The organism is Neobacillus sp. Soil_C_43, from assembly GCF_057656715.1.
Genome location: NZ_JBDGJV010000007.1, coordinates 175,854 through 199,003 on the forward strand (window position 1 = coordinate 175,854; position 23,150 = coordinate 199,003).

General features: G+C 42.2%; 24 protein-coding genes. All 24 read left to right on the top strand.

Going from position 1 to position 23,150, the window contains the following annotated elements:
• Positions 1-6 precede the first annotated feature (6 nt).
• The 24 genes from AC3A54_RS11960 to nuoK all read left to right on the top strand — a co-directional run bounded on the left by AC3A54_RS11960 (position 7) and on the right by nuoK (position 23,123).
• Positions 7-1,890 (top strand): winged helix-turn-helix transcriptional regulator, encoded by a 1,884-nt coding sequence (locus tag AC3A54_RS11960; RefSeq protein WP_487654623.1) that lies wholly within the window; start codon positions 7-9, stop codon positions 1,888-1,890.
• Positions 1,877-2,842: a DMT family transporter gene (locus tag AC3A54_RS11965; protein ID WP_335544432.1), complete on the top strand. Its 966-nt coding sequence runs from the start codon at positions 1,877-1,879 to the stop codon at positions 2,840-2,842. The genes AC3A54_RS11960 and AC3A54_RS11965 overlap by 14 nt, the downstream gene beginning before the upstream one ends.
• Before the next feature lie 6 nt (positions 2,843-2,848).
• Positions 2,849-3,538, top strand: coding sequence for a sugar phosphate nucleotidyltransferase (locus AC3A54_RS11970; protein ID WP_487654624.1), 690 nt, complete (start codon positions 2,849-2,851; stop codon positions 3,536-3,538).
• A 135-nt stretch (positions 3,539-3,673) separates the two neighbouring features.
• A complete protein-coding gene (upp, locus tag AC3A54_RS11975) occupies positions 3,674-4,303 on the top strand; it encodes a uracil phosphoribosyltransferase (RefSeq protein WP_335526762.1) in 630 nt (209 codons plus the stop codon).
• Positions 4,304-4,631: 328 nt separating this feature from the next.
• Positions 4,632-5,657 carry a nuclease-related domain-containing protein gene (locus tag AC3A54_RS11980; RefSeq protein WP_487654625.1) on the top strand — a complete coding sequence of 342 codons (1,026 nt, stop codon included), beginning with the start codon at positions 4,632-4,634 and terminating at the stop codon, positions 5,655-5,657.
• 30 nt (positions 5,658-5,687) lie between these two features.
• Positions 5,688-7,910: a S8 family serine peptidase gene (locus AC3A54_RS11985; protein ID WP_487654648.1), complete on the top strand. Its 2,223-nt coding sequence runs from the start codon at positions 5,688-5,690 to the stop codon at positions 7,908-7,910.
• A 356-nt stretch (positions 7,911-8,266) separates the two neighbouring features.
• A complete protein-coding gene (locus AC3A54_RS11990) occupies positions 8,267-8,491 on the top strand; it encodes an AtpZ/AtpI family protein (RefSeq protein WP_308081819.1) in 225 nt (74 codons plus the stop codon).
• A 2-nt stretch (positions 8,492-8,493) separates the two neighbouring features.
• On the top strand, positions 8,494-8,868 hold the full coding sequence (locus AC3A54_RS11995; protein WP_308081820.1) for an ATP synthase subunit I: 375 nt from the start codon (positions 8,494-8,496) through the stop codon (positions 8,866-8,868).
• Positions 8,869-8,890: 22 nt separating this feature from the next.
• Positions 8,891-9,604, top strand: a complete 714-nt coding sequence (gene atpB / locus AC3A54_RS12000; RefSeq protein ID WP_308081821.1) for a F0F1 ATP synthase subunit A — start codon at positions 8,891-8,893, stop codon at positions 9,602-9,604.
• Positions 9,605-9,676: 72 nt separating this feature from the next.
• The gene (gene atpE / locus AC3A54_RS12005; protein ID WP_308081822.1) at positions 9,677-9,901 is read left to right on the top strand and encodes a F0F1 ATP synthase subunit C; all 225 of its coding nucleotides are present in this window, start codon (positions 9,677-9,679) and stop codon (positions 9,899-9,901) included.
• Between the two features lie 115 nt (positions 9,902-10,016).
• Positions 10,017-10,547, top strand: a complete 531-nt coding sequence (locus tag AC3A54_RS12010) for a F0F1 ATP synthase subunit B (RefSeq protein ID WP_308081823.1) — start codon at positions 10,017-10,019, stop codon at positions 10,545-10,547.
• Positions 10,544-11,080, top strand: a complete 537-nt coding sequence (locus AC3A54_RS12015) for a F0F1 ATP synthase subunit delta (protein ID WP_308081824.1) — start codon at positions 10,544-10,546, stop codon at positions 11,078-11,080. The genes AC3A54_RS12010 and AC3A54_RS12015 overlap by 4 nt, the downstream gene beginning before the upstream one ends.
• Before the next feature lie 24 nt (positions 11,081-11,104).
• Positions 11,105-12,613 carry a F0F1 ATP synthase subunit alpha gene (gene atpA, locus AC3A54_RS12020; RefSeq protein ID WP_309857589.1) on the top strand — a complete coding sequence of 503 codons (1,509 nt, stop codon included), beginning with the start codon at positions 11,105-11,107 and terminating at the stop codon, positions 12,611-12,613.
• Between the two features lie 62 nt (positions 12,614-12,675).
• Positions 12,676-13,533 carry an ATP synthase F1 subunit gamma gene (gene atpG, locus AC3A54_RS12025; RefSeq protein WP_308081826.1) on the top strand — a complete coding sequence of 286 codons (858 nt, stop codon included), beginning with the start codon at positions 12,676-12,678 and terminating at the stop codon, positions 13,531-13,533.
• Positions 13,534-13,665: 132 nt separating this feature from the next.
• Positions 13,666-15,087 (top strand): F0F1 ATP synthase subunit beta, encoded by a 1,422-nt coding sequence (gene atpD, locus AC3A54_RS12030; RefSeq protein ID WP_335526778.1) that lies wholly within the window; start codon positions 13,666-13,668, stop codon positions 15,085-15,087.
• A 21-nt stretch (positions 15,088-15,108) separates the two neighbouring features.
• The gene (locus tag AC3A54_RS12035) at positions 15,109-15,516 is read left to right on the top strand and encodes a F0F1 ATP synthase subunit epsilon (protein ID WP_308081828.1); all 408 of its coding nucleotides are present in this window, start codon (positions 15,109-15,111) and stop codon (positions 15,514-15,516) included.
• Positions 15,517-17,570: 2,054 nt separating this feature from the next.
• Positions 17,571-17,945, top strand: coding sequence for an NADH-quinone oxidoreductase subunit A (locus AC3A54_RS12040; RefSeq protein ID WP_308081840.1), 375 nt, complete (start codon positions 17,571-17,573; stop codon positions 17,943-17,945).
• Positions 17,936-18,448, top strand: coding sequence for a NuoB/complex I 20 kDa subunit family protein (locus tag AC3A54_RS12045; RefSeq protein WP_308081841.1), 513 nt, complete (start codon positions 17,936-17,938; stop codon positions 18,446-18,448). The genes AC3A54_RS12040 and AC3A54_RS12045 overlap by 10 nt, the downstream gene beginning before the upstream one ends.
• A 3-nt stretch (positions 18,449-18,451) precedes the next feature.
• The gene (locus tag AC3A54_RS12050) at positions 18,452-19,702 is read left to right on the top strand and encodes an NADH-quinone oxidoreductase subunit C (RefSeq protein ID WP_487654626.1); all 1,251 of its coding nucleotides are present in this window, start codon (positions 18,452-18,454) and stop codon (positions 19,700-19,702) included.
• 3 nt (positions 19,703-19,705) lie between these two features.
• Positions 19,706-20,806, top strand: coding sequence for an NADH-quinone oxidoreductase subunit D (locus AC3A54_RS12055; protein WP_487654627.1), 1,101 nt, complete (start codon positions 19,706-19,708; stop codon positions 20,804-20,806).
• Positions 20,806-21,810 (top strand): NADH-quinone oxidoreductase subunit NuoH, encoded by a 1,005-nt coding sequence (gene nuoH, locus AC3A54_RS12060; protein ID WP_308081845.1) that lies wholly within the window; start codon positions 20,806-20,808, stop codon positions 21,808-21,810. Before AC3A54_RS12055 ends, nuoH begins: the two co-directional genes overlap by 1 nt.
• Positions 21,811-21,877: 67 nt before the next feature.
• Positions 21,878-22,297, top strand: coding sequence for an NADH-quinone oxidoreductase subunit NuoI (gene nuoI / locus AC3A54_RS12065; protein WP_430116225.1), 420 nt, complete (start codon positions 21,878-21,880; stop codon positions 22,295-22,297).
• Positions 22,294-22,812: an NADH-quinone oxidoreductase subunit J gene (locus AC3A54_RS12070; protein WP_487654628.1), complete on the top strand. Its 519-nt coding sequence runs from the start codon at positions 22,294-22,296 to the stop codon at positions 22,810-22,812. Before nuoI ends, AC3A54_RS12070 begins: the two co-directional genes overlap by 4 nt.
• Positions 22,809-23,123, top strand: coding sequence for an NADH-quinone oxidoreductase subunit NuoK (nuoK, locus tag AC3A54_RS12075; RefSeq protein ID WP_487654629.1), 315 nt, complete (start codon positions 22,809-22,811; stop codon positions 23,121-23,123). Before AC3A54_RS12070 ends, nuoK begins: the two co-directional genes overlap by 4 nt.
• Positions 23,124-23,150: the final 27 nt, after the last annotated feature.

Sequence of the window (23,150 nt, forward strand, 5' to 3'; positions counted from 1 at the left end):
GGCAGGATGAATACATTTCGCATATTAGAAGTCCTTTCGAAAAATGCAGAAATTAGCCAAAGATCATTGGCTGACGAATGTAACCTTTCGATTGGCAAAGTCAATTATACCTTAAATGAGCTAGCTGAAAATAACCTAATTAGTATTGAAAAAACAGGAAATAAACACAAATATTATATTACAGAATCAGGAATCGATTATTTGAAAGAGGAAGTAGACAACCTCCATCAAATGAAAGTAAGCCTGCATAGGACGGAAACAAAAACGGTCAAGCAAGCGGTAATCCTTGCTGCTGGTGAAAAAGCTGAGTTCGACCTTCCGGCTTGTTTGCTTCCAATTAAGGATACCACTCTTTTGGAGCGGAACATTCGCATCTTAGAAGAAAACGGCATTGAAAAGATAATCATTGTTACCGGCTATAAAAAAGAGGCGTTTGCAGAAGTAGAATTTTTAAAAGGGAAAGCAAATGTGCAGTTTGTTGAAAACCCAAGATACCTTTGGACAGGAAGTATGTCTTCACTGGCAATGGCAAAGGACTTGATCACGGATGATTTTATTCTCATTGAGGATGATATATTAATTGAAGAAACAGCAGTGACTGAGCTGTTAAACCATCCAAAACGGGAATGCATCTTGGTAACAAAAGAAAGTGGCTTAGGTGATGAGGTTTTCATTGAGATTCAGAATGACCACCTGTTTAAAATCTCCAAGGATATTCATCAGCTAAACCGAATCGACGGAGAAATGACAGGCGTTACGAAATTTTCCTATGACGTCTTCATGGAAATGCTTCGATTATTTGAGAAAAATAAAAATCCGTTTGTAAATTACGAATACTTACTATTCGATGTTTCACGGAAAATAGATGTAGGATACTTGAAAATTGCCGACCTAGTTTGGGCGGAGATTGATAGCTATCAACATCATTTCAAGGTAGTGGATAGAATTTATCCTTTCCTTCAAACAAAAGAGGCTGAGTTTAAAGAGAGAGAACTGAAACTCGTTGTGGCGAATGCCTTGAATATAAGTGTGGATGTGGTTACCTCTGTAGAAGCGTTAGGGGGCTTAACCAATCGGAATTATAAAGTAACAATTGGCACCGAGGAATTTGCTGCAAGGATACCGGGCAAGGGTACCGAGCATTATATTAATAGGCTCGATGAAAAGATTAACTCGGAGATTACTTGCCGTATTGGCATTAATCCAGAGGTCATTTACTTTGATGAACACACGGGGTTGAAAATTGTTCGGTTTATCCCGAATGCAGAAACCCTGAATCCAAAAACCGGTACACGGGAAGACAACCTGGTGCAGGTGGCGAGAGTATTTAGCACCCTACATACATCAGGAGAAACCTTCAGCTCCCGCTTTGATGTGTTCGAGAAAATTACGGAATATGAAAATATTCTTTCTGAGTTAAACGGAAAATTATTTGAAGGCCATGATGAAGTAAAGAAACAAGTACTTGAACTGGAGGCATTCTACAAATCCTTGAACGTTCAGCCTGTTCCATGTCATAACGATCCACTTGCTGAAAACTTCGTCAAAAGTGGAGAAGAGAAAATGTACCTGATTGATTGGGAGTTTTCCGGCATGAATGATCCGCTTTGGGACGTAGCGGCCTATATCATTGAAGCAGAGCTATCTCCAGTACAGGAAACGCTTTTCTTGCTTGAATACTTCAATAACAATGTGACGAAAGAAAATCTTCAACAGCTATTATTGAATAAAATTTTTCTTGATTTCTTATGGACGATTTGGGCATTGATGAAGGAAGCGGGCGGCGAAGATTTTGGTTCCTACGCCTTTAATCGTTTTACTCGTGCACAAAGCAATTTACAGGAATACCAAACTCAATTTAAGGGGATTGAAAATAGTGGAAAAATTTAATGGAAAAGGCGTTGCCTTCGGACTTGGTGCAGGATTAACCTGGGCAATTGATACGATTTTAATTGGCTATGCTTTATCATCCACAACGTTTTTAAAATTTAGTGATATTGTTTTGGCTGCACCATTATTAAGTACCTTTTTACATGATGCCTTCTCATCTATCTGGATGATGATCTTAATGGCAGTAAGAGGAGAGCTTGGTGAATCGTTTAGAAAGTTCAAAACGAAAAGTGGACTGTGGGTAGTATTGGCCGCAACACTTGGGGGACCAGTTGGGATGACGTTCTATGTCTTATCTGTTCAGAAAATCGGAGCGTCATTTACCGCCTCGATTTCATCTATTTTTCCAGCCGTCGGCGCATTGTTTGCCTTCTTAATTTTACGAGATCGACTTTCTTTGAAAAACTGGATTGGTTTGCTCGTAAGTATTGGCTTTACGATTGCATTAAGCTATTCAGGAAACTTAATTACCGGTACGTCTGTATCGATTGGTTTGATTTTCATTATCTTTTGTATTTTTGGTTGGGGAATGGAGTCAGTGATTTCGGCTTACGGGATGAAGGACGATGAAGTAAGCCCGTTACAAGCTCTTTTCATTCGACAATTAACGTCAGGGATTATCTTTGCTGTCTTAATTATCCCAATTTTTGTGGGTCACTCCCTTACTGTTCAAGTGGCATCAACGAAAACATTTTGGTTTATTGGCCTAATTGCCTTGTTTGGAACGCTTTCCTATGTATTCTATTACCAGGCGATTAAGCTGATTGGTCCAGTTCGTGCAATGTCAACGAATATTTCCTATGTAGCTTTTGCCATCTTTTTAGATGTGATCTTCTTAGGTGGAGATTTCTCCTTAAAGAATATTGTCTTTGCCGTGTTCATTATGGTAGGTGCGATTCTAACAGTCGTAGTTGATAACAAGGAACCCGACTTGGGAAGAAAGGTAGCATAGAGGCAGATGAAAGCAATTATTTTAGCAGCAGGAATGGGCACACGCTTAAGACCGCTAACGAATGACACACCAAAAGCATTAGTCAAAGTCAATGGCAAACCGATGGTGGAAAAGCAAATTGAGTTTCTTTTAGACAAAGGAATGACTGAAATATATATCGTCACAGGTTACCTAGGGGAGAAGTTCAATTACTTGGTAGAGAAGTATGGTGTTCAATTGATTCATAATGACAAATATGATCAATATAACAATATCTATACAATGTATTTAGTGAAAGAACTGCTCCCAGATGCTTATATATTAGAAGGCGATGTGTTCTTGAACCGTAATGTAGTTGAAGTCGAACCTAAAACGTCCCTTTATTTTTCAATTCAAAAAGATCACTTTCATGGTGAATGGGTAGTTGAAACAAATGAAGAGGGTAAAGTGACGGCTGTCGATGTTCGTGACGGTGAAAACGAATATATATTGTCAGGTATCTCCTATTGGAATCAGGAAGATGGCGAATATATTGTCGGCAAGCTGACGGAAGTAATCGAGTCCGGTGACTTTAGTGAAATGTACTGGGACGATATTGTTAGAATGAATATTTCTGAAGTAAACGTCTATCAGAAGCGACTATTACCAACAGACACCTTCGAAATTGACAGTGTTGAGGATTTGAAGAGCGTAGAGCGAATTTTAATGACTGTATAGGATAGCGGGCTGACTCATCACGAGTCAGTCTTTTTTCTGAAAAAATTGAAATTGAGCTGTAAGTTGCTCATTGTATTTTTTTTCTGTAAAATAGTACGGAGTATTTGAAAATTTTTTAAAAAAGGGGCGATTTTTTTGGCAAAGGTATACGTCTTCGACCATCCACTGATCCAACATAAGTTGACTTACATACGTGATAAAGACACAGGAACAAAGGAATTCCGCGAATTGGTTGATGAAGTGGCAACTTTAATGGCGTTTGAAATCACAAGGGACATGCCGCTTGAAGATATCAATATTGAGACACCCGTGTGCCAAACAAAATCGAAGGTTCTTTCTGGGAAGAAAATTGGTTTAGTGCCAATCCTGCGTGCCGGGATCGGAATGGTTGACGGAATCTTAAAGTTAATTCCAGCGGCAAAGGTAGGTCACATCGGACTATACCGCGACCCAGAAACACTGAAGCCAGTTGAATATTATGCAAAGCTTCCAAGCGATGTGGAAGAACGTGATTTCATCGTGGTCGATCCAATGCTAGCAACAGGCGGTTCTGCTAATGAAGCGATTAACTCCTTGAAAAAGCGCGGCGCTAAAAATATCAAATTTATGTGTTTGATTGCTGCACCTGAAGGCGTGGAAGCGGTGAAAACGGAGCATCCGGACGTGGATATTTATATCGCAGCGTTAGACGAGAAATTAAATGACCATGGCTATATCGTACCAGGCCTTGGTGATGCCGGTGACCGTTTGTTTGGAACGAAATAAGGATAATTGGAGAAAAGCCGACGTTGTTCGGCTTTTTTTTATTTGTTTTTGGGTTGAATTCTGGTAATTATTGTATAAGTGCACAAAACACCTCGAAAATGGCACAAAACATTGTAAAATTGACACAAAACCATAAGTTTTTCGCACAAAACCTATCAAGTTTAGCACAAAACACCCCGTAAAACGCACAAAACTCAAATAAGCACAATTGTAATCAATATAACGAACATTTGATCTATAAAAATTCACATATTGTCCTTAAATCCTAGGCAGGAAATGACTCTTTTTAAAAGAATTTACCAGTAAATCTAGTAAATGAGGTGAAGGAATGATTGTTTTACCATTAAAATTGCCTATTAGTGCTTTACAGTGTATGGCTCTGCTCCGCAGACTACCGAAAAATCACCCAATGAGGCCTAAAATCGAAAAAGACCTGCGAGCTTGGTTGAAGGGATACTACGGAGAGAAGGAGTTTAGCTATTATTTATCGTTTTTACCAGAGGACCAATACTATATCTTCCACGGACTAAGGCTAAAGGATAAAAAAGCGTTTCAAATGGACGTCCTAATCGTTTCGCAGTCATTCGCATTAATTGCAGAAGTGAAAAATATATCGAGAAGATTAATTTTTAACAAAGAAACTAATCATGTAACAAAAGAGTTCAATAATGAAGAGGAAGGTATCCCAAATCCGATTCTTCAGGTAAAACGGCAAAGGATGCAATTCATAAATTGGCTAGAAAAGGTACAGATGAAAGGACTGCCAATTGAAAGACTAGTTGTCATCAGTAAAACCTCCACGTTGGTAGAAACCACGCCAGATAATCAACAAATTTATAAAGAATTAATCTATGCGGAATCCAGCATTGACAAGCTACAGGAATTAGAAGAGAAATATGAGAAACCCCGCTTTAGCAAAAAGAATCTCACTCAATTAGTAAATCTCCTATTAACGCACAATCAGCCTCTTATACCAGATATTCTCCAAACGTATAATATTTCCAAAGATGAAATTAAAACGGGTGTTATTTGCCCCAAGGATCATATTTCTACCATGACGTATTATTCGGGAAGCTGGCACTGTTCAAGTTGTCATTTTTCATCAAAAACAGCCCATCATCCCGCTGTTGATGATTATTTTCTTTTGCTTGGACCAACGATCACTCGAAAGCAAGTAGCAGAGTTTTTACATATAGGATCAACTTATATTGCAGGGAACATGCTTCGAGCACTTGGACTCCCTTTCACTGGGGCAAAACGCGGAACGAGTTATTTCTTGCCGCAGAACTATGAGTTTATCCAGCCCGATGAGAAGGACATAAAATTGCCTGTGCATACTTTCCCTGCTAAATGAAAACGATAGGAAAAAAGGGGATTTTCATTGATGAAATTCATACTTGCGTTGCTCCTTGCCTTTCAAACTCCAAGAATTCTTATTCATCCTCCTATTCCAAAACCTACAAACGAACAAACCGTAGCGATTATCCTTTTGGATAGGCCGCAGTCGGAGCAGGAAATCGCGCAACTCATCCATCCGTACAGGGACATCAAGCTAAGACGAATCTTTAAAGAGGCAATAGACGGGTTTTCTGTTCAAGGTCCCGCCGAAACCATCGCCAAACTCACCAACCAACAGCATATTATGAATGTCTCACAGGTGACCCAGTATCAGGTAGAAACCGAGGAAAGTGTCAAAATAATTGGCGGAGAAGAGGTCCGTAGCTATTTTGACGCAAAAGACGAACGCCTTACCGGAAAAGGGGTGACGGTTGGGGTCATTGATACGGGTGTCGATTATACGCATCCCGACCTACAGCGTAACTATGCCGGCGGGCATGACCTCGTTGACAATGACCGCGATCCGATGGAAACCCTTGCTATCGGGAAAGCAACCATCCATGGCACCCATGTCGCGGGAATCATTGCGGCTAATGGAAAAATTAAAGGCGTGGCGCCGGAGGCGAAAATTGTGGCGTACCGGGCACTTGGGCCGGGAGGCGGCGGGACGACCGAACAGGTACTGGCGGCCATTGATCAGGCAATTAAAGACAAAGTTGATATTATGAATCTATCGCTCGGGAATGATATCAATGGGCCGGACCTCCCAATTAGTATGGCCCTCAACCGCGCAGTGGACAAGGGAATAGTGGCAGTGGCTGCTTCCGGGAATTCTGGACCGAATGTGTGGACGGTTGGTTCACCGGGAACGGCGTCCAAAGCGATTTCGGTCGGAGCCTCCACACCCACGATGGAAATACCTTTCATATTAATAGAAGGAAGCCGGAATAAATATCGGATTCAGCCGATGGAGGGCTCAGCTAAATGGGCGCTAGACCGGTCAGTCGATCTGGTGGACGGCGGTATCGGCAGGAAAGAGGAATTAAGGAATGTTCAAGGAAAAATCGTCCTGATGAAGCGGGGGACACTGACCTTTACTGAGAAAGCAGAAAATGCCCGTGCAGGGGGAGCCAGGGCGGTGTTGATCTACAATAATATGAGCGGAAGCTTTATTGGGAATTTGGAATCTCCGCTGACCCTACCAGTGGGTTCACTATCGAAGGGTGACGGAGTTTTTTTACAAAAAGAAATAAAGAAACAGCGTGTGGCGGCGAGAATCTCTGTGGTAGAAGAGCGGGACAGGCTGGCAGACTTTAGCTCAAGGGGGCCGGTGACGGGAACGTGGGAAATTAAGCCGGACATTGTTGCACCGGGGGTAGCCATTAATTCGACGATTCCAGGAGGCTATTTGTCTTTGCAGGGTACGAGTATGGCGGCACCGCATGTGGCCGGGGCATGTGCGTTAATTAAGCAGGCGCACCCGGACTGGACGCCGGTGCAAATTAAAGCAGCGTTGATGAACACGGCAAAACCGCTTGTGAAGATGGAGCGCGGACATATAATGTCTGCTGCTGATGAGAGCCTTGGGTTTTACCGCACGTACGAACAGGGTGCCGGCCGCATTCAAGTAGATGAAGCGATTAAGGCGACCTCGCTTGTTTCGCCGAGCAGTATGAGGTTTGGGAAATATAGTGACGATCATGATGTTCATCAAGCCACACTGCATGTGGAAAATAGGAGTACAGAAACGCAGCGGTATTCCTTTTCGATTCCGCAGCAGGTGGAGGGGCTGAGCTGGAAGTTCCCGCTGTCGTTCACGCTTGGGCCGAAGGAGTCGAGGGAGGTAGCAGTTGAGTTAACGGTCGACCCTAAAGTGTTTTTACGAAAAGTCCATGACGGTTATATTCAAATGCAGGCAGGTTCATCGACAATTCACATTCCGTATTTGTATGTATTAGAGGAACCGGGATATCCAAGGGTGATGGGCTTTGATTTTGGTGAAAGCGACCATCCTGGACAGTATCGGTATGAGGTGTATTTGCCTGGTGGAGCAGAGGAGTTTGGAATTGCTCTGTTTAGCCCTGGGGATTACCGGTTTGTTGGCTTTTTGGATACGAAGACAAATGTGAAAAAAGGGTTAATTCGGAAAGTGATTCCGGCTGATCAGCTGCCGGAAGATGGGACGTACCTCGTGAAGGTGTTTGCTAAAAAGGCTGGGAAGGAAGATTTTATCGAGCGGATGGTCGTCATCGAGAGGGAAAAAGAGTAAAATGTGCGAGTGAATGGGCAAGCCAAAAACTGGACGGCTTGTCCACCCCATGAATCACGGATATCTGCCTCGTGTGACAATGTTCACAAAATAGACACAAAATGGTCAAAAAAAGTTTGAAAAATCCACTACAATAATAGAGTAAATTAAAATTTGATGAGAGAAAATTCTTGGGAAATTGTTTGTGGAATAATTCACTAAATTCATTGACTTTAAAAGTTGCCTATTGTATGCTAACAAAGGGTGTAAAATGATAGGGTTTTCATCGGATTAATAGACTATTTTCCACGGTGTTTCCCGCCTATTTGCATACTATTATCCGGTTCACATTCTCTTATAGTGAGGATGCGATAAGCATGCGAAAAAACAACCGCAATCCATTACAAGCTATGGCTTTAATGTCCGCGATCGTCTCCCAGTTAGTCGGTTCCATTCTAATAGGTATTTTCTCAGGCAGATGGCTGGATCGGCATTGGGGTACCGAACCAATTTTCTTAATAGTTGGACTGCTTTTAGGACTTGCAGCAGGCACCTATTCCATGCTTCTTTCAATCCGTCATTTCTATTCAGGAGATAAATAACTATGCCAGATTTCAGAATCATGTACAACAGACAGCGGAAATGGATTTTTTACTTGTTGTCCATTTATGTTCTCGGCTGGGGATTTACATCATACCAAACAATCTTCTTAGGGTTGATTCTTGGGACATGCTTTGGTTTCTTAAATCTTTGGTTATTAGTTAGAAAAACCGAAGACTTTGATAAAAAGGTATCACAGGGCAAAAAGGTCCGCTCACTTGGGTCGCTTTCCAGGATGGCAGTAGGTGGAATAGCGGCATTAATTGCATTGAGGTATCCAGAGTATTTCAATGTGATGGGTTTAGTAATAGGATTGATGACATCCTATATTGTCATTATGATAGATTATTTTTATCATGCATTGCATGTACATAAATGAAGCGGAAACGAGGTGAGTTTACATGGAACACGGAACTCCGGATTTTAAGTTTATGGGGCTTTGGTTTAACGGGGCCAATATTCTAATGATTACGGTTGCAAGTGCGATTGTTTTCCTTATTGCAGTCCTTGCTACCCGCAAACTTGCGATGAAACCAACGGGCGTACAAAATTTCTTTGAGTGGATTTTGGACTTCGTTAAAGGAATTATCAACAGTACAATGGATTGGAAGACTGGTGGTCGATTCCACATTCTTGGGATTACACTATTGATGTATATCTTTGTATCTAATATGTTAGGTCTTCCGTTTGCAATCGTAGTTGGCGAAAACCTTTGGTGGAAATCACCGACAGCTGACCCAACGATTACGTTAACGTTAGCGGTTATGGTTGTTGCGTTATCGCACTTCTATGGTGTAAAGCTAAAAGGTGTAAAAGGATATGCAGAAGGCTTCTTCAGCCCAATGAAATTTCTTTTCCCATTAAAGATTATTGAGGAATTCGCGAATACGCTAACTCTTGGTTTGCGTTTATACGGTAACATTTTTGCCGGTGAATTGCTTCTTTCCCTATTAGCAGCTGGACTAGCGCATCAAGGAATTGCTGGAACTATTGCAGCAGTACCATTAACACTAGTATGGCAAGGTTTCTCTATTTTCGTAGGTTCAATTCAAGCGTACATTTTCACAATGTTAACAATGGTTTATATGGCTCATAAAGTGAGTCACGACCATTAATATAAACCGTTCATTACTCATGAACAAAATAATAAACTATATTTTTTTATACATTTAAGGAGGAAAAACGAAATGACAGGTTCAATTGGTATTTTAGCAGCAGCGATTGCAATTGGTTTATCAGCTATTGGCGCAGGTATTGGTAACGGTCTTATCGTAGGACGTACAGTAGAAGGTGTTGCTCGTCAACCTGAATTACGTGGTACACTACAAACTACAATGTTCATCGGGGTTGCGTTAGTTGAAGCATTACCGATCATCGGTGTAGTTATTGCGTTCATGGTTTTAAATAAGTAATTATCATTAAAACTCCAGATGGCGAAGATACATACATCCTTCGCCATTCATTTATGTCTAGTTAAATTGTTGTTACTTTCATCGTTTAGCGACTCTTGAAAGGAGTGAACCCAGGGTGTTAACAAGCAATTTTGTATTGGCTACTGCTGCTGAAGGCGGTTCCCATATTAATTTTGGAGATATCTTCTTCCAGTTATTAATGTTTATCATTTTATTAGCATTGCTTAAAAAGTTCGCATGGGGTCCATTAATGGGCATCATGAAGGAACGTGAAGCGCACATTGTTAATGAAATTAATGCGGCTGAAAATAGTCGTTTAGAAGCGAAAAAACTTTTAGAAGAGCAAAGAAATCTTTTAAAAGAAGCACGTACTGAAGCACAGAACTTAATGGAAAACGCTAGAAAACAAGGCGATATCCAGCGAGAAGAGATCGTAGTTGCAGCACGTACGGAAGCAGAGCGTCTTAAAGAAGCTGCTAAGCTTGAAATTGAGCAGCAAAAAGAAAAAGCAGTTGCAGCTATTCGCGAACAAGTTGCTTCCCTGTCTGTATTAATTGCTTCTAAAGTAATTGAGAAAGAATTAACTGCAGCAGATCAAGAACAACTTATTAGCGAATATATCAAAGAGGCAGGAGAAGAGCGATGAGCAATTCTATGGTAGCAAAACGCTACGCGTCAGCTCTTTTTCAAATTGCAAAAGAACAGCAGATTCTAAGTACAGTAGAAGAAGAACTTCGTGTAGTAAAAGAAGTTTTACAATACAATGCTGATTTGAAAGCTGTCCTAAAATCATCAAAACTAACGATTGATAAGAAAAAAGAGGTTATAAAAGCCGCTTTTGTATCTATCAATTCCTATGTACTAAATACATTGTTAATTTTGATTGATCGTCACCGCGAAGATGAAATCGTCGAAGTGGTGGACCAGTTTATTGAGCTGTCAAATAATGAAATGGGAATTGCTGAGGCAGAAGTATTCAGCATTCGTCCGCTAACAGATGCTGAACGCGCGGCTATTTCTACTACATTTGCAGCAAAAATAGGCAAGAAATCATTAAGAATTGAAAATATCGTAGATTCCGAATTGCTTGGTGGCGTGAAGCTCCGCATCGGAAACCGTATATATGACGGAAGCTTGCGCGGCAAGTTAAACCGTTTAGAACGTAAATTGTTAAGCTAAGATTCGTAGATAGGGGTGAAACTCATGAGCATCAAAGCTGAAGAAATCAGTGCCCTGATTAAAAAGCAGATTGAAAACTATCAGGCAGAAATTCAAGTGAGTGATGTTGGTACAGTTATCTCCGTAGGTGACGGTATCGCTCGTGTTCATGGCCTCGACAATGTCATGGCTGGAGAACTTGTTGAATTTTCAAATGGCGTTATGGGTATGGCACAAAACCTAGAAGAAAATAACGTCGGTATTATTATCCTTGGACCTTTCACAGAGATCAAGGAAGGCGGAGAAGTTCGCCGTACAGGACGCATCATGGAAGTTCCAGTTGGTGAAGAGCTAATTGGACGTGTTGTTAACTCTTTAGGACAACCAATCGATGGAATGGGTCCAATCAATGCGACAAAAACTCGCCCTGTTGAAGCAGTAGCTTCAGGCGTTATGGCTCGTAAATCCGTTCATGAGCCATTACAAACAGGTATCAAAGCGATTGACGCGTTAGTTCCAATCGGTCGTGGTCAACGTGAGTTAATCATCGGTGACCGTCAAACAGGTAAAACATCTGTTGCAATCGATACAATCTTGAACCAAAGAACCGAAAACATGATCTGTATCTATGTTGCAATCGGTCAAAAAGAATCAACAGTACGTAATGCGGTTGAAACGCTTCGTAAGAACGGTGCATTAGATTACACAATCGTTGTATCTGCATCTGCTTCACAACCAGCTCCAATGCTATTCTTAGCTCCATATGCTGGTGTTGCGATGGCGGAAGAGTTCATGTACTCTGGCAAACACGTGTTAATCGTATATGATGATCTTTCTAAACAAGCGGCTGCATACCGTGAGCTTTCCCTATTACTTCGTCGTCCTCCAGGTCGTGAAGCATATCCAGGGGATGTATTCTACTTGCACTCCCGTTTATTAGAGCGTGCTGCGAAATTGAACGACACATTAGGTGCAGGTTCAATCACAGCATTACCATTCATCGAAACACAAGCAGGTGACGTTTCTGCTTATATTCCAACAAACGTTATCTCCATCACTGATGGACAAATTTTCTTACAGTCTGACTTATTCTTCTCTGGCGTACGTCCAGCGATTAACGCAGGTCTTTCTGTATCACGTGTAGGTGGTTCTGCACAAATCAAGGCGATGAAGAAGGTTGCAGGTACACTGCGTCTTGACCTTGCTTCATACCGTGAACTTGAAGCATTTGCTCAGTTCGGTTCTGACCTTGATAAAGCGACACAAGCGAAGCTTGCTCGTGGTGCACGTACCGTTGAGGTATTAAAACAAGATCTTAACAGACCGCTTTCAGTTGAAAAGCAAGTGGCAATCCTATATGCATTAACACGCGGATTCCTTGATGATATCCCTGTTCAAGATATTCGTCGTTTTGAATCAGAAATGTTAAATTGGTTAGATCACAACCGCAAAGAAGTGTTAGACCATATTACGAAAACGAAGGATCTTCCTTCTGATGACGATTTCGCTTCTGCTATCAACGACTTTAAAAAGACGTTTGCAGTATCCGAGTAATATTGGGGGCGCCTAAGGGCGCTCTTAGCTAAACATTCTTTGAATGAGGGTGGTGAGAACCAATGGCATCTTTACGCGACATTAAAAATCGTATAAATTCAACCAAAAAGACGAGTCAGATTACGAAAGCAATGGAAATGACGTCGGCAGCGAAATGGAACCGTGGAGTGATGAATGCGAAATCATTCGTCCCTTACATGGAAAAAATCCAGGAAGTAACGGCATCAATTGCAATCGGCAGCAAAGGAATTAACCATCCAATGCTTCAGGCTCGTGCTGTTAAGAAAACCGGTTATATCGTTATGACTTCTGACCGTGGACTTGCAGGCGCATTTAACAGTAACGTGATTCGACGCGTACACCAAACAATCCAAAGCCGTCATAAATCCAATGATGAATTTGCGATTATTGCAGTGGGTCGAGTAGCTCGTGACTTTTTTGTTAAGCGCGGTATGAATGTAGCCCTTGAAATTATAGGGGTTTCCGATCAGCCGAGCTTTGCAGATATTAAAGATATCGCTTCAAGTACGGTAGGAATGTTCTCTGACGGTACGTTTGATGAAATATATGTGTATTACAGTCATTATTTAAGTGCCATTTCTCAGGAAGTAACGGAGAAGAAGCTTCTTCCGCTAACGGATATCACAACTTCTTCAAAGCTGGCTTCTTATGAGTTTGAACCGTCTCCAGAAGAAATCTTAGAAGTTCTCCTGCCACAATATGCAGAGGCTTTGATTTACGGTGCTCTTCTAGACAGTAAAGCAAGTGAGCATGCTGCCCGTATGACAGCAATGAGAAATGCAACTGATAATGCGAAAGAAATGATTCGTAACTATACGCTTAGCTACAACCGTGCACGTCAAGCTGCGATTACACAGGAAATCACAGAGATTGTTGGCGGTGCGTCGGCGTTAGAATAGAATTTTTAAAAATTAGCCCATTCGGCGGGCAAAAAAAGATAATGAACGGGAAGGCAGCATTTGTTCATGACTGAACAGATGCGAGTCTCCAACTACGTTCATTTTCAAAAGAGTAAGTTAGGAGGGAAAAAGATGAACATAGGACGCGTAGTTCAAATTATGGGTCCGGTCGTTGACGTTAAATTTGAAAACGGTCAGCTGCCTGAGATCTATAACGCATTAAGAATTAGTTCCAAAGCGCGTAATGAATCAGAAGTTGATATCAACTTAACCCTTGAAGTAGCCCTTCATTTAGGTGATGATACTGTTCGTACGATTGCAATGGCTTCCACTGACGGTGTAACTCGTGGAGTAGAAGTAGTGGATACTGGTGCACCGATTTCCGTACCAGTAGGGGATGTTACACTTGGACGTGTATTCAACGTTTTAGGTGAGCACATTGACCTTGCTGATGAAATCCCTGCAAGTGCACGCCGTGATTCGATTCACCGCGAAGCACCAACTTTCGAAAATCTTTCTACTGAGGTAGAAATTCTTGAAACTGGAATTAAGGTAGTAGACCTTCTTGCGCCATATATTAAAGGTGGTAAAATCGGTCTATTCGGTGGTGCCGGTGTAGGTAAAACTGTATTAATCCAGGAATTAATCAACAACATCGCCCAAGAGCATAGCGGTATTTCCGTTTTCGCTGGTGTAGGTGAACGTACTCGTGAGGGTAACGACCTTTACCACGAAATGACGGATTCTGGCGTTATTAAGCAAACAGCGATGGTATTCGGACAAATGAACGAGCCACCAGGTGCACGTATGCGTGTTGCCTTAACTGGTTTGACTATGGCTGAATATTTCCGTGATGAGCAAGGACAGGACGTTCTTTTCTTCATGGATAACATCTTCCGTTTCACGCAAGCAGGTTCTGAGGTTTCTGCCCTACTTGGCCGTATGCCATCTGCGGTAGGTTACCAGCCAACTCTTGCTACTGAAATGGGTAAATTACAAGAGCGTATCACATCTACTAACGTAGGTTCTGTTACATCAATCCAAGCGATTTACGTACCAGCCGATGACTATACGGATCCGGCTCCGGCTACAACTTTCGCTCACTTGGATGCAACGACTAACCTTGAGCGTAAGCTTTCTGAGATGGGTATCTACCCTGCGGTGGATCCACTTGCATCAACTTCTCGTGCATTGTCACCTGAAATCGTTGGTGAAGAGCATTACGAGGTATCACGTCGTGTGCAAAAAACGTTACAACGTTACCGTGAATTACAAGATATCATCGCGATTCTTGGTATGGACGAACTTTCTGATGATGATAAGTTAGTCGTACTTCGTGCGCGTCGTCTACAGTTCTTCTTATCACAAAACTTCCACGTAGCTGAACAGTTTACTGGACAGCCAGGTTCATATGTTCCTGTTAAGGAAACGGTTAAAGGATTTAAAGATATCCTTGACGGTAAATATGATCACCTTCCTGAAGATGCATTCCGTCTTGTTGGACGCATCGAAGAAGTAATTGAAGCTGCAAAACGCATGGGCGTAGAGGTCTAAATCCTGCCAGGAGGGTAAAAAATGAAGACGATTAAAGTCAATGTTGTTACTCCCGATGGCCCGGTGTATGAATCAGATGTGGAAATGGTTAGTACAAAGGCTCAAAGTGGTGAGCTAGGTATCTTACCTGGTCACATTCCGTTGGTTGCTCCTCTTGCAATTGGGGTTGTTCGCCTCAAGAAGGATGGAAAAACGGAATTGGTTGCGGTGAGTGGTGGATTTTTAGAAGTCCGTCCTGATCAAGTAACCATTTTGGCGCAAACGGCTGAAAAAGCATCCGATATTGATGTTGAACGTGCAATAAGAGCGAAGGAACGTGCAGAACAGCGTATGCACGATCAGCATGCTGAGCATATTGACTTCAGACGTGCGGAGCTTGCCCTGCAACGTGCCATCAATCGCCTCGCCGTATCGGAAGGTAGAAAGTAAAAATATCTTATATTTATCAAACCCCTTTGGCGGATTATTTAGGATCCGCTGGAGGGGTTTTTTTGCGTTTTGGGGTTGGTGTTGAGTCTTGGGACTTGATTAGGGTTTGATGGCCCTGGGCGGTTGATAAAGTGGTGGAAGTGGACGATAAGTTGTTGAAAGTGGTTGATAAGATTAATGAAGCGGTCGATAAGAATGGGGAAGTGGTTGAAAAGTAATTTTGGTTAGGGAAACTATGCTGGCTTTATATAAAAAAGGTCTCTTAAGAAGGGGTAGGAGATAAAAGCATTGGATTTTAATTGATAAAAGGGTAGAAAAGTTAGTTTTGCCAGTCTATCGACTGGCATTTTTAGTGGAAATTTTGGTGGTTTGGAAGGCTTGGTTGATAAAGTTCTGGAAGTGGACGATAAGTTGTTGAAAGTGGTTGATAAGATTGGGAAAGTGGTCGAAAAGAGTGGGGAAGTGGTTGGTAAGCAGTAATTGATGGGAATCTATTTGGGCTTTTTATAAAAATGGCTCGCTTAAAAATGGGGATGTGGAGAAATCAATAGATTTGGTTATATAAATGGGTGGGAAGTTAGTTGTGCCAGTCTATCGACTGACATTTTTAGTGGATAGTTTTAGTTTTTTTGGAAAGTAGAGTGGGGAAGTAGAAGTAGGGAGGTTCTACATCTACTTTTGATGAGGGAAAGATAAAGAAAGTAGAAGTAGGGAGGTTCTACATCTACTTTTGATGAGGGAAAGATAAAGAAAGTGGAAGTAGAGAGGTTCTACATCTACTTTTGATGAAGGAAAGATAAAGAAAGTGGAAGTAGAGAGGTTCTACATCTATTTTTGATGAGGGAAAGATAAAGAAAGTGGAAGTAGAGAGGTTCTACATCTACTTTTGACCAGTGATAGATAAAGAAAGTAGAAGTAGAGAGGTTCTACATCTACTTTTGATGAAGGAAAGATAAAGAAAGTAGAAGTAGAGAGGTACTACATCTACTTTTGACGAGGGAAAGATAAAGAAAGTAGAAGTAGAGAGGTTCTACATCTATTTTTGATGAGGGAAAGATAAAGAAAGTGGAAGTAGAGAGGTACTACATCTACTTTTGATGAGGGAAAGATAAAGAAAGTGGAAGTAGAGAGGTTCTACATCTACTTTTGATGAAGGAAAGATAAAGAAAGTGGAAGTAGAGAGGTACTACTTCTACTTTTGATGAGGGAAAGATAGAGAAAGTAAACGTAGGGAGGGTCTACTTATACTTTTGTTTGAGAAAAGAAGAAAAAAGTTTATGTAGAGAGATAGTTACGGCCAGTCTTGCGACCGGCCTTTTTATGTGGAGTTACTCTCGATAGGGGAAAGACTGCATGAATAGTATATTTTTGCATATGATGGTAGGGCGAAAACAAGATTGGAATTGTGATAAAAATGTATATTTATTGTTTTTACATATTGTGAGACGGATTTTTATATAGTTAGGTAGTAAACGTAGATTTAGTGAAGATTTAATGACAAATCTCACATACAATTTTCATCATTTGTTGTTAAATTGGGGGTGTTGTCGGTTTTTTGTAGTATTGTTACGGTTCTTGTGAACCTTTTTTAGGAAAAAGCATGGCTCTTTCGAGACTTCCACTATGCACGTCATCTTCCGCTAACGCTCCAGATCACGTGCGCTAACCCCCTGGGCTTCCGTAAAGTACATGCTGCGGTTCGGTTCGCTCTTGCGTCATCTCTGAAGCACCTTCAAGGGAGCTAACTCAGCGAGATCACGCAAACGCTCAGGGGGGTACCCATGTCGACTACCTAGTGTACCGTAAAATTGAAATTCTCCCGCATGTGCTACCCGCACATTGCGCTTCAGCTATCGCTGGAGCTTGCGAAAATTTATCAGTTTAAGCCCCTTTTGAGAGCGAGCTCTCAAGTGTCTTAAACTGATAAATTTTCGCTTCGGGAGAATTCCAATTTAAGTATAATGGCTTGTCGACATGGGTTTGTAACAATGCTATAATGAATTCGGTTACAATATTCATTAGTATGAAAATTTACAACATTGGAGGGGATAGACATGGAACTTCTTAATGTATATCAGAATAATTATCTGATTGTTTTTGCGTTTCTGTGTCTTGGGGTGTTGCTGCCGGTGGTGGCATTATATTTAGGTAAACTTTTGCGTCCTCATAAACCTAGCGATGCGAAGTTAACTACATATGAGAGCGGTGTTGAGCCATTTCACGATTCCCGTGTACAGTTCAATGTCCGCTATTATATTTTTGCCCTTATGTTTGTTGTTTTTGATGTGGAAACGGTGTTTTTATATCCATGGGCTGTGGCCTATGATAAGCTAGGTGTTTTTGCGTTAATCGAGATGTTAATTTTCGTGATTATGCTGTTAATTGGCCTAGTGTATGCTTGGAAGAAGAAGGTGCTACAATGGATTTAAAACTAGATGGCATTTCACCTAAGGAAATGGAAGATTTACAAAGAAGTGTATTTATGACTACGCTAGAGCAAATTAAGGCCTGGGCTCGAAGTAATTCGATCTATCCGGTGACATTTGGTCTGGCTTGTTGTGCGATTGAAATGATGGGTGTAGGCGGAGCGAATTATGACTTAGACCGTTCCGGTTCGTTTTTCCGTACGTCTCCAAGGCAATCGGATTGTATGATTGTGTCTGGGACAGTAACGAAGAAAATGGCGCCGATTTTACGCCGATTGTATGATCAAATGCCTGAGCCAAAGTGGGTTATTGCAATGGGTTCTTGTGCAACAGCTGGCGGGCCGTATGTAAAGTCGTATTCAGTTGTTAAAGGAGTCGATCAAATCGTTCCTGTTGATGTATACATACCTGGATGCCCACCAAACCCAGCTGCTTTAATTTATGGAATCAATAAATTAAAGGAAAAGATTCGCTATGAAGCGAAGACTGGGAAGAAGGTGATTTAACCGATGAGTGGGGAAAAGGATCTTGAACAGTTAAAGAAAGAGGCGGTAGCAAAGGCGAAGGCTGCGGCGGCTGCGAAACGTGCGGCAAAGGCTGCAGGGGAAGCTCCTTCAAAACCTGCTGAGCCGGCTAAAGACGAAGCACCTGCATCAGCGGCGAGCGAAACGCCAGTTGAAAAAACGGTGCCACCGACTGAAGCACCGGCAACAGCGCCTGCGAATGACGCGGATGACCTTGCGAAGAAAAAAGCGGCAGCGGTAGCGAAGGCGAAGGCGGCAGCAGCGGCAAAAAGAAAAGCGATGGAGCTCGCAGGAGCTACGGCACCATCAGAATCAGCCCCAGCGGAGGAAACAGCCGGTGCAGGTTCGAATGAAGCCCCAGCAGCAAGTTCTGATGCGGATGACCTTGCGAAGAAAAAAGCAGCAGCAGTAGCGAAGGCGAAGGCGGCTGCGGCAGCAAAGAGGAAAGCCATGGAGCTAGGTGGCACACCTGAAGCAGCTGGAGATGACGCACCATCTGGTGATGATGCGAAAGCTAAAGCGGCAGCAGCGGCAAAAGCCAAAGCAGTAGCGGCAGCCAAAGCGAAGGCAGCGGCCGCAGCAAAGGCGAAAGCAGCCGGAATGGCAGACGCGGACGCGGCAGCAGGCGGCGATGATGAAAAGGCAAAGGCGATTGCAGCAGCTAAAGCAAAAGCGAAAGCAGCAGCGGCAGCCAAAGCAAAGGCAGCAGCAGGCGGAAAAGCAGAGACAGCGGCCCCTGCAGCAGAAGAGAAGCCTTCAGTCAATCAGCCATTTTTAGATAAATATTTGAAAGTCATTGAAGAAAATATGGGATCTGATGTTTTAGAAGATTCTTATATTAATAAACTTTCAAAGGATGTTCCAACACTTGTAGCGAGACGTGAAACATATTTTAAACTGGCTCAATTTTTAAAATACAATGAGCTGTTAGGGTTTGATTATTTATCAGAGCTTCATGGATCAGACTTCGAAACACATATGGAGATTTATGTTCACTTATTCTCATACAAAAACCGTCAATCCGTCGCGTTAAAAGTGAAGATTGACCGTGATGAACCAATCATCGAGTCCTTGCAGCCGCTTTGGGCAGGCGCAGAATGGCCTGAATGTGAAGCCTATGATTTATTAGGAATTAAGTTTACAGGACATCCGGATTTACGTCGTATCTTACTCGGCGAAGATTGGGTTGGCTATCCACTGCGAAAAGATTATGAGCCTTACGATGTGGAGGTGTAACCAATGATCAGAACAGAAGAAATGATACTAAACGTAGGACCTCAGCATCCAAGTACTCACGGGGTGTTCCGTCTTGTTGTAAAAATTGATGGGGAAATCATTGTTGAAGCGACACCTGTTATCGGATATTTACACCGTGGGACTGAAAAAATTGCTGAGAACCTGCAATATACACAGATTATTCCATACACAGACCGAATGGACTACTTGTCATCCATGACAAACAATTATGTCCTTTGTCATGCCGTTGAGACGATGATGGGGATTGAAGTGCCAGAACGTGCGGATTTTCTTCGTGTCATTGCGATGGAATTAAACCGGATTGCGAGTCACCTTGTTGCATGGGGTACATATATTCTTGACCTTGGAGCTACAAGTCCGTTCATCTATGCATTCCGTGACCGCGAAATGATTATTAATATGCTAAACGAACTTACGGGTGCTCGACTGACATTTAACTATATGCGTGTCGGCGGAGTGAAGTGGGATGCTCCAGAAGGATGGATTGAAAAAGTAAGAGACTTTGTGCCATATATGCGCGGTCAGCTTGCTGGTTTCCACGATCTTGTCAGCGGAAATGAAATCTTTTTAGACCGTGTTAAAGGCGTCGGAAAGTATACAAAAGAAGAAGCCATCCAATATTCACTTAGCGGACCGAATCTTCGTAGTACCGGTGTGAAATGGGATCTTCGGAAGGATGAACCATATTCCGTTTATGACCGTTTTGACTTTGATGTTCCAACATCGGAGGAAGGTGATTGCTTAGCTAGGTACCATCTACGCCTTGCTGAAATCGCAGAATCCTTGAAAATCCTCGAACAAGCAGTGGCGCAATTTCCTGCAGAGGGAGCAATTCTTGCCAAAGTGCCGAAGATTATTAAGGCGCCGAAGGGTGAAGCTTTTGTACGAATTGAATCACCACGTGGTGAAATTGGCTGTTATATTGCGAGCGATGGTAAAAAAGAACCGTACCGCTTAAAGTTTAGAAGGCCATCCTTCTATAACCTGCAAATTCTCCCAAAACTTTTAAAGGGCGAAAACATTGCAAACATGATTGCTATTTTAGGGGCAGTGGATATTGTCCTTGGGGAGGTTGACGGCTAATGATAGAAGAATTGCTACAGTCAAGTCCTAGTTGGGCTAACTTTGGGATTTTCTTTTTACTCGGTGCTGTCTTACTTTTAATCGTATTAGGCTTCGTTACTTACGGAATTTTAGCAGAACGAAAAGTAATGGGTTACATGCAGCTCCGTCATGGTCCAAACCAAGTCGGCGGTAAGTGGGGACTCTTACAAACGGTCGCTGACGTCCTCAAGCTTTTATTAAAAGAGGATATTATTCCGAAGGCAGCTGACAAGCCATTATTTATTATTGCACCGGTCATTGCTTTTGCACCATCCTTTATGGTCCTAGCAACGATGCCGTTCACTGACAAATTTCAGTTTGCCGATATCGGTGTGGGATTACTTTATTATATTGCTGTTTCTGGATTGACTACCTTTGGTATGCTGCTAGGCGGCTGGGCATCGAATAACAAGTATGCACTCTTAGGAGGTATGCGTGCCTCAGCCCAGATGATTTCCTATGAGATTCCGCTTGTTATGTCTGTGTTAGGCGTTATTCTTCTATCAGGAAGCTTGAATCTAAATGAGATTGTGGCAGCACAGAAGAACGGATGGTTCATCCTCTTGCAACCAATTGGATTTATTGTCTTTTTCATTGCATCGATTGCGGAATTAAACCGGACACCATTTGACTTGCCAGAATCGGAAAACGAACTAGTTGCCGGTTACCATGTTGAATATTCCGGATTCCGCTGGGCATTCTTTATGCTCGCTGAATATGTGTATTTGTTCGCGATGTCTGCTTTGATTACAGTTATCTTTTTAGGCGGATGGTTAGCGCCAATTGGCTTCCTAAGCTTTATTCCTGGAGCAGTTTGGTTTTCACTTAAATTCAGTGTGGTTGTCTTTGTTTACATTTGGCTGCGAAGCACGTTCCCACGTTTCCGAGTCGATAAACTAATGGAATTTGGCTGGAAAGTACTTTTGCCAATAGCACTAGGCAACATATTCCTAACGGCTTTAATCAAATCATTATTTTTCTAAATCAGGAAAGGTGCCTGACACCAATACCACCACTAACAATTCTTAAAAGGTAAAAGGGGTGAAAAACGTGCTTGGATTAGCAAAAGGCTTGAAATATACCCTAAAACAATTAACACGAGAAAAGGTTACTTACGATTATCCGAATAAGCCGATTCCACTGCCAGATCGCTTCCGTGGTATTCAGAAATTTTATCCGGAAAAATGTATCGTGTGTAATCAATGTATGAATATCTGTCCGACCGAATGTATTAACCTGACAGGTAAAAAGCATCCGGATCCAACGAAAAAAGGGAAAATCATCGACACATACGACATCAACTTTGAGATTTGCATCCTTTGTGACCTATGTACGGAGGTTTGCCCAACTGAAGCCATCATCATGACCAATAACTTTGAGCTCGCTGAATACAGCCGCGATATGTTATTTAAGAACCTTGAATGGTTAGATGAAAACGACGAAAACATACGGAAGGAGAATAAAGCATGACCTTCTCAGGCGAATTCCTCGCATTTATGGGACTCGCACTTGTTGCGATCATCGGCGGCGTGCTTCTGTTGAACCTAACGAAAGTGGTTCATATGGTTGTTGCCCTGATTTTCACTTTCGTCGCAATCGCCGGTATTTACGTTCTGCTATCTGCAGAATTTGTAGCTGCCGTACAAATCTTAATTTATTCTGGTGCGATCACCATCATCATGCTGTTTGGCATTATGTTAACGAGGCATGATGACGAAAGTGAACCTAAAGCAGGCAGATGGAGAAAGTTACTCTTGTTCTTAGGAATTGTAGGTTTTGCCTTTGCAGTGTATATTGGCATCTACGATTTCAACATCGAACAGACACCATCCACGCTGCACGAAAATAACACGTTACAAATTGGTAAGGCACTCTACTCAAAATATGTCATTCCATTTGAGTTAACATCGGTACTACTTTTAGTAGCCCTTGTAGGCTCCGTTATCTTGGCAAAAAATGAGAAAAAGGAGGCGGATAAGGAATGAGTTCAGTTCCCGCTTCAGCCTTCCTGGCACTAGCACTTATTCTGTTTTGCATCGGCTTATACGGTGCGTTAACAAAAAGAAATACAGTGATCGTCCTGATCTCAATCGAATTGATGCTGAATGCTGTGAACATTAACCTGGTCACCTTCAGCAAATACGGTTTGTCGCCATCGATTACAGGCCAAATTTTTGCCCTGTTCGCAATCAGCGTGGCAGCAGCCGAAGCAGCGGTCGGACTAGCGATTCTAATCGCACTCTACCGCAGCAAGAAAACCGTCAACATCGACGAAATGGACACAATGAAAAACTAGATAGAGCACTTTGGGTGTCAGGCACCA

Excerpts from the sequence above, each read along its gene's own strand:
- AC3A54_RS11960 (WP_487654623.1), top strand. The coding sequence starts at position 7 with ATGAATACATTTCGCATATTAGAAGTCCTTTCGAAAAATGCAGAAATT.
- AC3A54_RS11970 (WP_487654624.1), top strand. The coding sequence starts at position 2,849 with ATGAAAGCAATTATTTTAGCAGCAGGAATGGGCACACGCTTAAGACCG.
- AC3A54_RS11980 (WP_487654625.1), top strand. The coding sequence starts at position 4,632 with ATGATTGTTTTACCATTAAAATTGCCTATTAGTGCTTTACAGTGTATG.
- AC3A54_RS11985 (WP_487654648.1), top strand. The coding sequence starts at position 5,688 with ATGAAATTCATACTTGCGTTGCTCCTTGCCTTTCAAACTCCAAGAATT.
- AC3A54_RS11990 (WP_308081819.1), top strand. The coding sequence starts at position 8,267 with ATGCGAAAAAACAACCGCAATCCATTACAAGCTATGGCTTTAATGTCC.
- AC3A54_RS11995 (WP_308081820.1), top strand. The coding sequence starts at position 8,494 with ATGCCAGATTTCAGAATCATGTACAACAGACAGCGGAAATGGATTTTT.
- atpB (WP_308081821.1), top strand. The coding sequence starts at position 8,891 with ATGGAACACGGAACTCCGGATTTTAAGTTTATGGGGCTTTGGTTTAAC.
- atpE (WP_308081822.1), top strand. The coding sequence starts at position 9,677 with ATGACAGGTTCAATTGGTATTTTAGCAGCAGCGATTGCAATTGGTTTA.
- AC3A54_RS12015 (WP_308081824.1), top strand. The coding sequence starts at position 10,544 with ATGAGCAATTCTATGGTAGCAAAACGCTACGCGTCAGCTCTTTTTCAA.
- atpA (WP_309857589.1), top strand. The coding sequence starts at position 11,105 with ATGAGCATCAAAGCTGAAGAAATCAGTGCCCTGATTAAAAAGCAGATT.
- atpG (WP_308081826.1), top strand. The coding sequence starts at position 12,676 with ATGGCATCTTTACGCGACATTAAAAATCGTATAAATTCAACCAAAAAG.
- atpD (WP_335526778.1), top strand. The coding sequence starts at position 13,666 with ATGAACATAGGACGCGTAGTTCAAATTATGGGTCCGGTCGTTGACGTT.
- AC3A54_RS12035 (WP_308081828.1), top strand. The coding sequence starts at position 15,109 with ATGAAGACGATTAAAGTCAATGTTGTTACTCCCGATGGCCCGGTGTAT.
- AC3A54_RS12040 (WP_308081840.1), top strand. The coding sequence starts at position 17,571 with ATGGAACTTCTTAATGTATATCAGAATAATTATCTGATTGTTTTTGCG.
- AC3A54_RS12045 (WP_308081841.1), top strand. The coding sequence starts at position 17,936 with ATGGATTTAAAACTAGATGGCATTTCACCTAAGGAAATGGAAGATTTA.
- AC3A54_RS12050 (WP_487654626.1), top strand. The coding sequence starts at position 18,452 with ATGAGTGGGGAAAAGGATCTTGAACAGTTAAAGAAAGAGGCGGTAGCA.
- AC3A54_RS12055 (WP_487654627.1), top strand. The coding sequence starts at position 19,706 with ATGATCAGAACAGAAGAAATGATACTAAACGTAGGACCTCAGCATCCA.
- nuoH (WP_308081845.1), top strand. The coding sequence starts at position 20,806 with ATGATAGAAGAATTGCTACAGTCAAGTCCTAGTTGGGCTAACTTTGGG.
- AC3A54_RS12070 (WP_487654628.1), top strand. The coding sequence starts at position 22,294 with ATGACCTTCTCAGGCGAATTCCTCGCATTTATGGGACTCGCACTTGTT.
- nuoK (WP_487654629.1), top strand. The coding sequence starts at position 22,809 with ATGAGTTCAGTTCCCGCTTCAGCCTTCCTGGCACTAGCACTTATTCTG.